This is a genomic window from Roseomonas sp. KE0001, assembly GCF_016107285.1.
In the GTDB taxonomy this organism is placed as follows: Bacteria; Pseudomonadota; Alphaproteobacteria; order Acetobacterales; family Acetobacteraceae; genus Pseudoroseomonas.
On the sequence record NZ_RCVQ01000004.1, the window covers coordinates 378166 to 390808 of the forward strand.

Sequence of the window (12643 nt, forward strand, 5' to 3'; positions counted from 1 at the left end):
CCTGAAAGTCTAGCAACCGCCGTGCCGGCGTGAGGAGCGGAGGGCGACGCGGCCCCCCCTCCGGCGGTTCAGCCCTTCTTCACGCCCCAGAACAGCGGGAAGGGGGCCTTGGCGAGGCCGGCGACATCCTTGCGCCAGGCGGTATGGCCCATGAAGAAGCCGGTGGGGATATAGGTCACGGCATCCATCCCGGCGCTGTTGACGCCCTCGATCGCGGCCTTCTCCGCCGCCAGGTCCGGCGCGTCGTACCATTCGGCGATGTGGCGCTCGACGCGCGCGTCGTCCGGCCAGCCGAACCAGGCCTTGTCGCCGCTCGCGGAGACGCCCTTGTAGGGCGCCGGATTGATGCAATCGACGCCGCTGTGCCAGCTGAAGAAGATGTTCCAGCCTCCCTCGGAGACAGGCTTCTTGCTGGTGCGCCGGGAGCCGACCGTGCCCCAGTCGAGCGACTGGTAGTCGACGTTCATGCCGATGCGGCCCAGCATGTCGGCGGTGACGTCGCCCTGCGCCTTGGTGACCGGCACGTCGGCGGCCACCAGCATCACCACCTTCTCGCCGTTGTAGCCCGCCTGCTTCAGCAGGTCCCTCGCCTTGTCGTACCGGCGCGGCCCCTTCAGGCGCTCGGCGCCCGCCTCGGTGTAGAGCGGCGTGCCGGGGGTGAAGAAGGAGGGCAGCGGCTTCCACAGCGATTCATCGTCACCGACGATGGCGCGCATGTAGTCCTCCTGGTTCACCGCGTATTGCAGCGCCTGGCGGACCAGCCTGTTGTCGAAGGGCGGGATCAGGTGGTTGATCCGCATGGCGCCGATATTGCCGAGCGGATCGGCGATGCCGACCTCGATGCGGCGGTTGCGCTTCAGCACCGGCACCAGGTCGGCGATCGGGTTCTCCCACCAGTCCACCTCGCCATTCTGCAGCGCGCCGAGGGCGGTGGAGGGGTCCGGCATGGTGATCCACTCGACCCGGTCCACCAGCATCCGTTTGCCGCCGGCCAGCCAGTCGGCCGCCTCGTCGCGCGGCCGGTAGCCCTCGAAACGTTCGAAGACGGCGCGCGAGCCGGCCATCCATTCGTCACGCCGGAAGCGCATCGGGCCGGAGCCGACATACTCCTTCACCTGGGTATAGGGATCGGTGCCGGCGATCCGCTCCGGCATGATCACCAGCAGCGGCGTGTTGCTCTTGCCCAGCGCATAGAGCAGCTTCGGGAAGGGCTGCTTCAGGCGGAAGCGGAAGGTGAGGTCATCCACCGCCTCCAGCGCGTCGAGCCGGGCCTGGATCATCTGCCCCATGCCGTCGCGCGGCATCCAGCGGCGGATGCTGGCCACGGCATCGGCGGCGCGCACGGGCTCGCCGTCGTGGAATTTCAGGCCCTCGCGCAGGCGGAAGGTCCAGCTCAGCCCGTCCGGCGTGACGTCATGGCCCTCGCACATCTGCGGCTTCGGCTCCAGGCTGGAATCCAGGCCATAGAGCATGTCGAAGACCAGCAGGCTGGCATTGCGCACGACGAGCTGGGTGCCGGCCACGGCGTCCAGGTTCGGCAGGTCGGCCTGAGGCACGAAGCGCAGCAGGCGGGCATCCTGGGCGCGGGCCAGGCGGGGGAGGGAAAGGCCGCCGGTCAGGCCGGCGCCGGCCAGGGCGGCGGTGGAGCGGAGGATGTCGCGGCGCTGCATGGCGGGTCTCCCGGATCAGGACAGGATGAGCGGCGCGGCGCTTAGCGCCTTTCCCCGCCACTTCCCAGGTCATTGGCGATATCGGGAGCAGAATCCTGCCATTCTGTCAGCGGAATGGGCAGTTCGCCGGAAGTTTGGGCGGCGCGTGCCTGAGCTGAAGGCAAAAAAAGGCATGGCCTCGCGGCCATGCCCGAACGCGCGGCCGGCCGCGTCAGCCGGTCTGCTGGATGGCGGAGAGCTTCCACGGCCCTGCGGGCTGCCGGACGAAGGTCCAGAGCTCGGTGGCGGTGTCGCGCCGCTCCGGATGCCCCTCGACCACCTGGCCCTGGGCGTCATAGGTGACGTCCACCAGGCTGAAGCGCATGGCCACGGTGGCGAATTCCGCGCCGCCCTCGCGCCAGGCCTCCGCCAGGTCGCCCTGCTCGAGCTTCAGGTCGCGGGTCTCGTTGCGCCAGCCACGGGCGTCGAGATCGCGCAGGTCCTGCTCGAAGTAGCTCATCATCTCGGGCGTGGAGATGCGGGAGAGGCCCTGCAGGTCCCGCCGCGACCAGGCGGCGTTCACGTCCCGCAGCAGGGTCTCGAAGGCCTGGAAGTCGCTGTTGCCGACCTGCACCGGAGCCTGCGCCGCCGCGCCTGCCATGGAGGCGCCCATGCTGCCCGGCATCGCCCGGCCACCGGCGCCCGGCGCCATGCCAGGGGGCGTTCCCTGGGCCTGGCGCTGCATGCCGTTCGGGTTCGGGCCGCCCGCCATGGCCGGCTGCTGGCGGCTGCGGAAGAAGCGCAGCGCGAAGCGCACCAGGAAGACGATCAGCACGATCTGCAGCAGCAGGCCGAGGATGCTGCCGAAGCCGCCGAAGCCGCCGAAGAGGCCATTGCCGAAGAGCAGCCCGCCCAGCCCCATGCCGATCAGGCCGCCCATCAGCGCGCCGCCGAAGCCGCCGCCGAACATGCCGCCCCGCTGCGGCGCCGTGGCGCCGGGCACGGTGTTCTGCGGTCGGGTCGGCTGCGTCATGCTGCGGTCCATCGGCCGCGCCGCGTCGGGCGCGGTGCGCGTCACCGGAGGTGGCGCATAGGTGCGGCTGCCGCGGCTGCCCATGCTGGTCCGGCCGCCGGGCCGGGCCTCGGCCAGGGCCGGGCCAAGCACCAGGGCGAAAGCGGCAAGGGCGGCCAGGAGCCTGGCTCTTCCACGCATTGAGGGCGTCCTCCGAAGAAAGGTCATCGCCCCCGAATATAGGCATTACCGCGCCGTAATCCATGGGCGACGTGCCGACGTGGGCGCCGGCGCTGGCCAAACCGGGCCGGATACCGCAGAAGGCGGGCGGAAACCGGCGGGAGGATCGGGTGCGGCGCTTCTGGTGGCGATGTGAAGCGGCGCTGGTCCGCGGCTTGCTGGCCTTGTCCGGGTGGCTCGGGCCCCTGCGGGCCTCCAACCTGGGCGGGGCGGTGGCGCGGGCCCTGGGCCCCCGGCTGCCGGTCTCGCGGATCGGGCGGCGCAACCTGGAACTGGCCTTCCCCGGCAGCGAGGCCGCCTGGCGCGAATCCGTACTGCGCGACGCCTGGGAGAATCTCGGCCGCACGGCCATGGAGATGCCGCATGTCCCCCGGCTGCTGCGCTCCGCCGAAGGGCCGGGGTGGGAGATCACCGGGGAGGAGAATCTGCCACGCCGGGGCGCAGGCATCCTGTTATCGGCGCATCTGGCCAACTGGGAGATCCTGCTGCGCGCGGCCGCCGAATCGGGCATCCGGATGGGCGGCTTCTACCGCGCGCCGGACAATCCCTTCGTCGATGCGATCGTGCGGCGGATGCGGCAGGAGGGGGCGGATATCCAGCTCTTCCCGAAGGGCAGCAAGGGCGCCCGGCTCGGCCTGCGGCTGCTGGCGGATGGCGGGGTCCTGGGCCTGCTGGGCGACCAGAAGCTGAACGAGGGACTCGAGGTGCCCTTCCTCGGCATTCCCGCCATGACCTCGCCCGCCGCCGCGGAACTCGCCCTGCGCTTCGACTGCCCGGTGGTGCTGGTGCAGGTCCTGCGCATCGGCCCCTGCCGCTTCCGCCTGCGGGTGGAGCCGCCGCTGCCGATGCCGGGGGAGGGCGACCGCCACGCCAGGCTGCTCGCGATCACCCGCGCGATGAACGAGCGGATCGGCGAATGGGTGCGGGAGCGGCCCGGGGAATGGCTCTGGCTGCACCGCCGTTTCCCCGCCCGCTACTATCGTGGGGAGGGGGGGCGCGGGGAGGGGCGGGCGCCTAGCTGACCACCAGCAGGGCGCCGGCGGCGTAGAGCCGCTCGCGCAGGCCCGGGGACGGCTCCACCGTCACCACCCCGCCGGAGCGATGACGCAGCAGCCGCGCGCCGGCCCGCCGCAAGGCGCCCTCGGCGGCCGCGGCATCCGCGAAAAGGACGACAAGAGGCGCTTCCCGGCCGGCCGGGCCGAAGGCGGTCTCGACCGGAGGGGCGGGGCGATGGGCGATAAGAGGGGCGATGTCGGACATGCGGCGCCCATGCACTGCTATTGCTTTCCGGTTGATGAAGACAATGCGTCTCTTAGGTTAAACGGATCACATTATCCATATCCTGTCCGGAATAACTGGATGGAGGCCGCTGCTCTAGGCCGGCAGCAGGGGCTGCGGGTCGATCGCCGTGGCCAGCCAGTTCAGGCCGAGATGCAGATGCGGCCCGGTGACCCGGCCGGTGGCACCGATCGCGCCGAGCCCCTGTCCGCGCGCCAGCATCTCGCCCTCCCGCACGTCGATGCGCGAGAGATGGGCGTAGAGGCTCACCACGCCATGGCCATGGTCGAGCAGCACGGTGTGGCCGGTGAAGTAGAGATCCTCCGCCAGGAGCACCCGGCCGCCGCCCATGGCGGCGCAGGGCGTGCCAGTGGGAGCGGCGATGTCGAGGCCGAGATGCGCGGCCCGCGCCTCGCCGTTCAGGATCCGCTGGCTGCCGAAGACACCGCTGATCCGCCCGCGCGCCGGCCAGACGAAGCCTTCCGCGAAGAAGGGCAGGTCGCTGTCCACCTTGCGGATGGCGGCGAGGCGCTCGCGTTCCTTGCGGATCCGCGCGAGCTGCTGCGCATTGGGGCTGACCATGGCCTGCGGCAGCCCGCTGATCCGCTGCACGTCCCATTCGCGCCGGCCGATCTCCAGCCGGCGGGTCTGCGGGCGCCCGTCCGGGAGGGTGACGGCGAGCCGCGCCTCCGGCGCCGCGTCCCGCGCGAAGCCCAGGGCGAAGCGGCCATCCGGCCCGACCTGCACCGGCCGGCCATCCAGCGCCACCCGGCTGCCCGGCGGCACGCGCCCGAGGGCGAAGCCGCCCTGACGCAGCCCCTCCGTCGCCAGCTCCAGCCCCGCGCCGGCGGAGGAGGGAGGCGGGGCGCCGTCCGGGGCGGCCTCGGGACCGGCGCAGGCGGTCAGTGGCAGGCCCAGCAGCAGGCCGGGGAGGGCAAGGGCGAGCCGGCGGTGGATCATGGCGGTCCTCATGCGGCGGGAGGCGGGGGTCACAGCAGGCTACCCTGTCCGGGGGAGGGCGTCGGAGGGGCGCGGCGGCGCGGCCGCGCCGGGCCGGTGGCCTCGCCATCCGCGGTCAGGGCGACGCTGCCATCGCGCAGGACGGCCGTGACGCGATCGCCCGGGCCGATGGCGGCGGCATCGAGCAGCGGCTCCCCCTCCGGGCCGCGCAACAGGGCGAAGCCGCGCGCCAGCACGCCCTCGTAGGACGCGCTCCGCAGACGGGCCGAAAGTCCGTCGAGCTGGAGCCGTGCCTCGCGCAGCCGGGCCGCCATGCCGGCGGCGGGATCGGCGATGCGCGCCAGCCGGGCGTGGCGCTGATCGGTCATGCGGAGCAGGGCCGCGCGGGCCCGGGTCTCCAACTGCGCCAGGCTGTGGCGATGCAGGGCCAGCGCCTCGCGCGGATGCGGCAGGCGCGGCGCCACGGCGCCGAGCGCGCCGCGCTTGCGCTGGATGAGCGCCAGGGGCGCCAGGACCAGACGCTCGGCCCGGTCGTCCAGCCGCTGCCGCGCCGCCCCCAGGATGCCGGGCAGGTCCGGCATCCGCGCCTCGATACGGGAGAGGCGCAGCCGCGCGCGGTCCAGCGCCGCCTGGCCGCTCTGCAGAAGGCGGGCCGCGGTCTGGCCCAGCGCCGCCAGCAGCTCGGCGCGCGCCGGCACCGCCAGCTCGGCGGCGGCGGTCGGCGTCGGCGCGCGGCGGTCGGCGGCGAAGTCGATCAGCGTCGTGTCGGTCTCGTGTCCCACCGCCGAGATCAGCGGGATCGGGCAGGTCGCGGCGGCACGGATCACCGCCTCCTCGTTGAACGCCATGAGATCCTCGAGGCTGCCGCCGCCCCGCGCGACGATCAGCACATCGGGGCGGGGCATCCCCGCCGGCAGGCGCGAGAAGCCGGCGATGGCGGCGGCGATCTGCTCCGCCGCCCCCTGGCCCTGCACCGGCACCGGCCAGAGCAGGATCCGGCTCGGGAAGCGGCGGGCGATGGTGGTGCGGATATCCTGGATCACCGCGCCCTTCTCGGAGGAGACGACGCCGACCACGCGCGGCAGCAGCGGCAGCGGCCGCTTGCGCGCCTCGTCGAACAGCCCCTCGGCGCCGAGCCTCTTGCGCAGCTGCTCGATGCGGGCGAGCAGCGCGCCCTCGCCGGCGAATTCAAGGCGGTCGATGATGAGCTGATAGTCCGACCGCTCGCCATAGGCCGAGACCTTGCCGGTGGCGATCACCTCGATGCCGTTCTCGGGCCTCAGCGTCAGGCGCGGCACTGCGAAACGCCAGATGATGGCGCGGATCTTCGCCCCCTCGTCCTTCAGCGCCATGTAGATGTGGCCCGAGGGATAGGCCTTCATCTCGGTGATCTCGCCACGCACCCGCACGCGGCCGAACTCGCCTTCCAGCGTGCGCTTGATGGCACCGCTGATCTCGCTGACGGTGAATTCGGGGGTGTTGCCGCGGGGGGCGGGGTCCGGCGCGTCGATATCCATGCGGCGCAGACTAGGCGCGGCGGCGGCGGGGGCAAAGCAGGGCGGCCGGATTTGATCCCGTGGCCCAGAGTCTTGACCCGCCGTCCCACCGGCCGCCGGGCCGCTTGAGGCGCCGCGCGGCCCGGCTACTCTCGCCGCCGGAGCCGGCCCGCGCCGCCGCCGCGCGGGATGCCGGCCCTCCGTCCCCGTTCCGATCCCCGCCACGGTGGCGCGCCGCGCCGCCACGCCCGAGGTTTGCCCGATGCCCAACCCCCCCGAGCGGCCGAGCGCCGAGAGCTTCGACAGCGTGCAGGAGGCGGCGCGCTGGGGCGGCTACTGGGGCGGCCAGGGCCGCAACCTGCTGCTGGGGACGGCGGCGGGCGATAGCTTCACCGGTGGTGGCGGCGACGACCGTATCGAGGCCGGCGGCGGCAACGACTCCGTCCATGGCGGCGCCGGGCGGGACGTGATCCTGGCCGGGGACGGCGACGACTTCGTCACCGGCGACGAGGGCGACGACTGGCTGGAGGGCGGCGCCGGACGCGACACGCTCTATGGCGGCGCCGGCGACGACACCCTGTCCGGCGGCGCGGGGGATGGCGACATCCTCTCCGGCGGCGCCGGGGCGGACACCTACATCCATCGCCCCGGCGACGGGCGGGACGAGATCCAGGGCCTGAACCGGGCGGAGGGCGACCGCGTCGATCTCACCGCCTGGGCCCCGCTGCTCGGCGGCATCGACAGCCTGGCCGGGCTGGTGGCGGCCGGGCGCGTCTCCGGCACCGCGCAATGGGGCGGCGACACGCTGATCCGGCTGAGCGGGACGGATGTGCTGACCCTCCGCTGGATCAATCCGCGCGACTTGGCGGAGAGCCAGTTCGTCTTCGCCCGGCCGCCGGCCAACACCGCGCCCACGGAGATCGCGCTGAGCGGCACCAGCCTGGCGGAGAGCCTGCCCGCGGGCCATGCCATCGGCAGCCTCTCCGGGACCGACCCGGAGGGCGACGCGCTCGCCTTCACCCTGCTCGACGATGCCGGCGGTGCCTTCCGCCTGGCCGGGGATGGCGTGACACTGCTCGCCAACCGGAGCTTCGACTACGAGGCCGGCCCGCGCGAGCTGTCCGTGACGGTGCGCGCCACCGACACCGGCGGGCTCACCCTGGACCGTGTCTTCCGGATCGCCATCACCGATCTGGACGAGCCGGTGACGGCGGTGGCCGACCGCTACGCCGCGGTGGAGAACAGGGCGCTGAGCGTCTCCGGCGAGCAGGGCGTGCTGACCAACGACCTGGCGCCGGATGGCGGCAAGGCGGCGGTGGCGGGCACCTTCGCCACGGCGCTCGGCGGCACCGTGCTGATGCGGACGAATGGCAGCTTCCTCTACATGCCCAAGGCCCATGCGAACGGCACCGACAGCTTCGACTACACGCTGATCGACCATGACGGCTCCACCGCCACGGGGACGGTGACGCTGGAGGTGGCGGCGGTGCAGTACCCGATCACGCCGGTGCGGCTCGCCGACATCGCCGCCGGCAAGGGCGGCTTCGCCATCCTCGGCGCCCGGCCGGGCAGCCAGCTCGGCCAGAGCGTGGCGGCGGGCGATTTCAACGGCGATGGCTATGCGGACCTGCTGATCGGCGCCTCGGGCGATGCCAACAGCGGCACCCCCGGAACCGATTCCCATGGCGCCTACATCATCCGCGGCCGCGCGGCGCCGGCCACGGGCGAGGCGGCGATCGCGCTCAACGCCGCGCTGCCGCCCCATGTCACGCGGCTGCAGGTGTCGCAGACGCCCGGCTTCACCGGCTTCGCCCTGGCCAATGCCGGCGACATGGACGGCGACGGGCTGGCCGACCTGCTGGTCGGCGCCGCCGGGGCGGACCACCGGGGCGGTGGCTCGGGCGCCGCCTATCTGCTCTACGGCCAGCCGGAGTGGCAGCTCTGACGGCGGCTCCGGCGAAGGACGCGGGGCGCTGCGCCACGGCATTGCCAATCGGTCAGGCCGTGGGGAATGCTGTCGCTTCCGCAGGAGCCACCCCACACCAGCATGACCGAGACGCCCGATCCGCCCGGCCTCCCCGTGTTCCATTTCAGCACCGAGGCGGTGGCGCCGCCGGACCGGCTGGAGGTCTGGCGCGGGCTGGTCGGTCCGGCCTTCGAGGTGCGGCCGGAGGATGAGGCGCCGGTCGCCGCGGAGGCCAGCCACTGGCGCCTCGGCCCGCTGGACTTGATGACGCTGCGCGCCTCGCCCATGCGGTTCGACCGCCCCGCCCGCCGGGACGGGGCGGATCACTATTCCCTCATGCTGTTCCACGACGGCTCCTGGAGCGGCGATTTCGGCGGGATGCGCGGCGAGGGCACGCCCAGCGCCGCCCGCGTCCTGGACCTGGCGGCCCCCTTCGCCTCGCGCTCGGGCGAGGTCCGCTTCACCAGCCTCTCCCTGCCGCGCGACCTGCTCGACGGGCTGCCGCCGCCGCCCGCCGCCGGATGGCACGGGGTGCAGCCCGACGGGGCGCTCGGCACCCTGTTCCGCGATCACCTCCTGGCCCTGCGCCGCGCGCTGCCCGCCGTGACGGCCGCCGAGGCGCCCTTCCTGGCGCGCGCCACGGCCGAGCTGCTCGCCGCCGCCCTCTCGCCCGGGCGGGAGCGGCTGGAGCGGGCCCGCGCCCCGGCGGAGGCCGCGCTTCTGCACCGCGCGCGGCGACTGATGCGGGCGCGGCTGCACGAGCCGCAGTTCCGGCCGGAGGCGCTGGCACTGGCGCTGGGCCTGTCGCGTTCCAGCCTGTACCGCCTCTTCGCGCTGCTGGGCGGGGTCGCCGCCGAACTGCAGCGGCTGCGGCTGGAGCGCGCCCATGCCCTGCTCGGCGATCCCGCGGCGCCGCGGCGGGTCAGCGCCGTCGCCTTCGCCTGCGGCTTCGCCGGCGAGGCGCAGTTCAGCCGCGCCTTCCGCCGCGCCTACGGCTGCGCCCCGCGCGAGGTGCTGGCGGAGCGCGGTGGCGCGGCGGCCACCGCCACCCCGGAGCCGGTCGGCGCCTACCGGGCCTGGCGGGGCCGCCACTCCGACGCGTCCCGCCTCCGCGCGCGGGCGGGCTGACGCGGCGCCCGCGTCATGCTAGCGCGGCGCCGTTCCGCTTGAGGGGTAGGCGCGCGATGAAGGTTCTCCTGGTGGGCGGCGGCGGCCGCGAACATGCCCTGGCCTGGGCGCTCTCGGGCTCCGGCCTGCTGAGCCGGCTCTGGGTGGCGCCGGGCAATGCCGGCATCGCCGAGATCGCCGAATGCGTCGCCATCGGCGCCGAGGATGTCGCCGGCCTCGTCGCCTTCGCGACGGCGCAGGCGGTCGATCTGGTCGTGGTCGGCCCCGAGGCGCCGCTGACGCTGGGCCTGGCCGATGCCTGCGCGGCCGCCGGGCTGCGTTGCTTCGGCCCCAGCGCCGCGGCGGCGAGGCTCGAGGGCAGCAAGGCCTTCACCCGCGAGGTCGCCACCGCCGCCGGCGTGCCGGGCGCCGAATGGGCGCGCTTCACCGACCCCGCCGCCGCCCGCGCCTATATCCGGGAGAAGGGCGCGCCGATCGTGGTCAAGGCCGACGGGCTGGCCGCCGGCAAGGGCGTGGTGGTGGCGGCCTCCGTCGAGGAGGCCGAGAGGGCCGTCGCCGAGATCATGGAAGATCGCGTCCACGGCGCCGCCGGGGCCGAGATCCTGGTCGAGGAATGCCTGGTCGGGCAGGAGGTCTCCTTCTTCGCGTTGTGCGACGGCACCACCGCGCTGCCCATGGCGGCGGCGCAGGACCACAAGCGCGTGGGCGAGGGCGACACCGGCCCGAACACCGGCGGCATGGGCGCCTATTCCCCGCCCCCTGCCTTCACGCCCGAGATCGAGGCCGAGGTGATGGCGCGCATCATCCGCCCGACCCTGGCCGAGATGACGCGGCGCGGCACCCCCTTCTGCGGCGTGCTCTTCGCCGGGCTGATGCTGACGGACGGGGGGCCACGCCTGATCGAGTTCAATGTCCGCTTCGGCGATCCCGAATGCCAGGTGCTGATGATGCGGCTGCAATCGGACCTGCTGGCCGCGCTGCTGGCCGCCTGCGACGGCGAGCTGGACCGCTTCACCCTGCGCTGGTCGCGCGAGGCCGCGATGGTCGTGGTCATGGCGGCGCGCGGCTATCCCGGCGCCTATGCCAAGGGCAGCGTGATCGAGGGGCTGGAGGCGGCGGCGCAGGTGCCCGGCGCCCAGATCTTCCACGCCGGCACGGCGCGGGCGGAGGACGGGTCGCTGATCGCCACCGGCGGCCGCGTCCTGGGCGTCGCCGGCAGTGGCGCGTCCCTGCGGGCGGCGCGCGACGCCGCCTATGCGGCGGTGGACGCCGTGCGCTGGCCCGGCGGCTTCTGCCGCCGCGACATCGGCTGGCGCGCGCTGGATCGCTGAGCCGGAGACCGCCGGCCCCCGCTCAGGCCGTGCCAGGCAGGGGGCAATGGGGCAGGGGACGGTAGGGCAGGGGCGCGAAGCGGGTGCTGTGCCATTCGACGTCCCGCCAGACGCCCTCCGTCACATAGGGGTCCGCCGCCCACCAGGCGCGGGCCGCCTCGGGCGCCGGATGCGCGGTGATGGCCAGGGAGCCGATCATGCGCCCGCCCGGGCTGTCCAGCAGCGCCCCGCCCACGGCGAGCAGGCCCTCCGCCGCCGCCGGACGGACACGGGCGAGATGCGCCTCGCGCGCCGCCATCCGGCGTGCCGGCGCGGCGCTGTCCTGGCCATCGCGGGCGAGGGCGATGACATGGCTGGGCCGGCCGGGCGCGGGCCCCGCTGGAAGCGGACGGTAGGGCAGCGGGGCGATGCGGAAGGGCTGCACCGTGTGGCTCTCCCAGATTCCCTCGCGCCGGAACGGCTCGGCCTCGAGGTAGCGCTCGAGCGCTTCCTCCGCCACCAGCATCAGCGATCCCCGATAGGCGCCGTCCTCCTCCAGCAGCGGCACGCCGAGGATCAGCGATCCGGCCTCGGCCATGGGGCGGATGAGGGCGAGATGCGCCTCCCGCACGGCGCCGATCCGCGCGCCGGCTCCGGCCGAGGCCCGGGCCAGGACCAGGCGGCATTCCGTCATCCCACGTCTCCCATCCGGCTCACCTGCCCGAAGGGAGGGCCGGGCCGTGGTCCAGCTCCAGCGCCATGTAGATCGTCCCCGGCAGGGGGTTGGCATAATAGGCTTCCGTGCGGCGGAAGCCGAGACCGGTGTAGAGCGCCTGCGCCGCCTGCATGGAGGCGAGAGTGTCCAGCCGGACGCGCCGGTAGCCCATGGCGGCGGCGTGGTCGAGGACCGACCGGGCCAGGCGGCGGCCAAGGTCGTGGCCCCGCGCCTCGGGATGCACATAGAGACGTTTCATCTCCGCCTCACCCTCGGCGGCCATGGGGCGCAGGGCGACGCAGCCGAGAGGCCTGGCCATTCTGCCGCGGGCCAGGAGGAGGATTCCGCGCGGCGGCGCATAGGCCCCGGGCAATCCGGCCAGCTCGGCCTCGAAGCGCTGGAAGGCGAGATCGATGCCGAGGCCCCGGGCATATTCAGCGAAGAGGCCGCGGATCGCCGCGATATCCTCGGGCGAGGCGGCTTCGACGATCCGGACGGTCGGGTGTTCGGGCATGGTCCTTCCTCGCGGCCCAGGCCCACCCTTAGCGCGGCCGCATTTCCCTTGCCCAGAGGAGGACAGGGTTCAGTGGTCCCGCCCGCGTCCGGTCCTGGCCTGCAGCGCGTCGATCCGCTTCGAGGCCTCGGCCTTGGTCAGCCCTTCCTCGAAGGGCTCGCCGGCCTCCTCGCTCAGGGTCCTCAGATAGCTGGCCTGGGCGCCGGTCATGGTCTCCTCGCCCGTGGTCCAGTTGTCGGGATCCTTGACGGTGTTGTTGGGCGCCGTGTCGGCGGGAGTGTCGTCCTTGGGTTTGGCCATCGGGTCCTCCGGGCGCCTGTTCGCGCCTTGTTCCCGATGGAAACGACGTGGGGGCGGCGCGGGTTGCGCCACCCC

12 protein-coding genes are annotated in these 12643 nt (G+C 73.7%); 4 read left to right on the forward strand and 8 right to left on the reverse strand.

Features of this window, described 5'->3' with window-relative positions:
- Window positions 1–68 precede the first annotated feature (68 nt).
- Both D9598_RS11035 and D9598_RS11040 read right to left on the reverse strand, forming a co-directional pair.
- The gene (locus tag D9598_RS11035; RefSeq protein WP_198366542.1) at window positions 69–1670 is read right to left on the reverse strand and encodes an ABC transporter substrate-binding protein; all 1602 of its coding nucleotides are present in this window, start codon (window positions 1668–1670) and stop codon (window positions 69–71) included.
- Between the two features lie 211 nt (window positions 1671–1881).
- A complete protein-coding gene (locus tag D9598_RS11040) occupies window positions 1882–2862 on the reverse strand; it encodes a TIM44-like domain-containing protein (protein WP_198366543.1) in 981 nt (326 codons plus the stop codon).
- Window positions 2863–3011: 149 nt separating this feature from the next.
- Here D9598_RS11040 and D9598_RS11045 point away from each other — a divergent pair, with 149 nt between their 5' ends.
- On the forward strand, window positions 3012–3923 hold the full coding sequence (locus tag D9598_RS11045) for a lysophospholipid acyltransferase family protein (RefSeq protein ID WP_370591989.1): 912 nt from the start codon (window positions 3012–3014) through the stop codon (window positions 3921–3923).
- On the opposite strand, the gene D9598_RS11050 is transcribed toward D9598_RS11045, so the two are convergent.
- The 3 genes from D9598_RS11050 to xseA form a co-directional block, all read right to left on the reverse strand.
- Complete coding sequence (locus D9598_RS11050; RefSeq protein WP_198366545.1) at window positions 3916–4161, reverse strand: hypothetical protein; 246 nt, start codon at window positions 4159–4161, stop codon at window positions 3916–3918. The two genes, D9598_RS11045 and D9598_RS11050, sit on opposite strands and share 8 nt — an antisense overlap.
- Window positions 4162–4275: 114 nt before the next feature.
- Entirely contained in the window at window positions 4276–5139 is an 864-nt protein-coding gene (locus D9598_RS11055; protein ID WP_198366546.1) for a M23 family metallopeptidase, read from the reverse strand.
- Window positions 5140–5168: 29 nt separating this feature from the next.
- A complete protein-coding gene (gene xseA / locus D9598_RS11060) occupies window positions 5169–6656 on the reverse strand; it encodes an exodeoxyribonuclease VII large subunit (protein ID WP_198366547.1) in 1488 nt (495 codons plus the stop codon).
- A 241-nt stretch (window positions 6657–6897) separates the two neighbouring features.
- Between xseA and D9598_RS11065 the strand changes: the two genes are divergently transcribed.
- The 3 genes from D9598_RS11065 to purD all read left to right on the forward strand — a co-directional run bounded on the left by D9598_RS11065 (window position 6898) and on the right by purD (window position 11060).
- A complete protein-coding gene (locus D9598_RS11065; protein WP_198366548.1) occupies window positions 6898–8580 on the forward strand; it encodes an Ig-like domain-containing protein in 1683 nt (560 codons plus the stop codon).
- A 66-nt stretch (window positions 8581–8646) separates the two neighbouring features.
- The gene (locus D9598_RS11070; RefSeq protein WP_198366549.1) at window positions 8647–9729 is read left to right on the forward strand and encodes an AraC family transcriptional regulator; all 1083 of its coding nucleotides are present in this window, start codon (window positions 8647–8649) and stop codon (window positions 9727–9729) included.
- 56 nt (window positions 9730–9785) lie between these two features.
- On the forward strand, window positions 9786–11060 hold the full coding sequence (gene purD, locus D9598_RS11075) for a phosphoribosylamine--glycine ligase (protein ID WP_198366550.1): 1275 nt from the start codon (window positions 9786–9788) through the stop codon (window positions 11058–11060).
- 22 nt (window positions 11061–11082) lie between these two features.
- Here the strand turns inward: purD and D9598_RS11080 are convergent, their stop codons facing one another.
- The 3 genes from D9598_RS11080 to D9598_RS11090 form a co-directional block, all read right to left on the reverse strand.
- Window positions 11083–11733: a YciI family protein gene (locus tag D9598_RS11080; protein ID WP_232477108.1), complete on the reverse strand. Its 651-nt coding sequence runs from the start codon at window positions 11731–11733 to the stop codon at window positions 11083–11085.
- Between the two features lie 19 nt (window positions 11734–11752).
- A complete protein-coding gene (locus D9598_RS11085; RefSeq protein WP_198366551.1) occupies window positions 11753–12268 on the reverse strand; it encodes a GNAT family N-acetyltransferase in 516 nt (171 codons plus the stop codon).
- A 69-nt stretch (window positions 12269–12337) separates the two neighbouring features.
- Window positions 12338–12568: a DUF3072 domain-containing protein gene (locus tag D9598_RS11090; RefSeq protein ID WP_198366552.1), complete on the reverse strand. Its 231-nt coding sequence runs from the start codon at window positions 12566–12568 to the stop codon at window positions 12338–12340.
- Window positions 12569–12643 lie beyond the last annotated feature (75 nt).

Excerpts from the sequence above, each read along its gene's own strand:
- D9598_RS11035 (WP_198366542.1), bottom strand. The coding sequence starts at position 1,670 with ATGCAGCGCCGCGACATCCTCCGCTCCACCGCCGCCCTGGCCGGCGCC.
- D9598_RS11040 (WP_198366543.1), bottom strand. The coding sequence starts at position 2,862 with ATGCGTGGAAGAGCCAGGCTCCTGGCCGCCCTTGCCGCTTTCGCCCTG.
- D9598_RS11050 (WP_198366545.1), bottom strand. The coding sequence starts at position 4,161 with ATGTCCGACATCGCCCCTCTTATCGCCCATCGCCCCGCCCCTCCGGTC.
- D9598_RS11055 (WP_198366546.1), bottom strand. The coding sequence starts at position 5,139 with ATGATCCACCGCCGGCTCGCCCTTGCCCTCCCCGGCCTGCTGCTGGGC.
- xseA (WP_198366547.1), bottom strand. The coding sequence starts at position 6,656 with ATGGATATCGACGCGCCGGACCCCGCCCCCCGCGGCAACACCCCCGAA.
- D9598_RS11065 (WP_198366548.1), top strand. The coding sequence starts at position 6,898 with ATGCCCAACCCCCCCGAGCGGCCGAGCGCCGAGAGCTTCGACAGCGTG.
- D9598_RS11070 (WP_198366549.1), top strand. The coding sequence starts at position 8,647 with ATGCTGTCGCTTCCGCAGGAGCCACCCCACACCAGCATGACCGAGACG.
- purD (WP_198366550.1), top strand. The coding sequence starts at position 9,786 with ATGAAGGTTCTCCTGGTGGGCGGCGGCGGCCGCGAACATGCCCTGGCC.
- D9598_RS11080 (WP_232477108.1), bottom strand. The coding sequence starts at position 11,733 with ATGACGGAATGCCGCCTGGTCCTGGCCCGGGCCTCGGCCGGAGCCGGC.
- D9598_RS11085 (WP_198366551.1), bottom strand. The coding sequence starts at position 12,268 with ATGCCCGAACACCCGACCGTCCGGATCGTCGAAGCCGCCTCGCCCGAG.
- D9598_RS11090 (WP_198366552.1), bottom strand. The coding sequence starts at position 12,568 with ATGGCCAAACCCAAGGACGACACTCCCGCCGACACGGCGCCCAACAAC.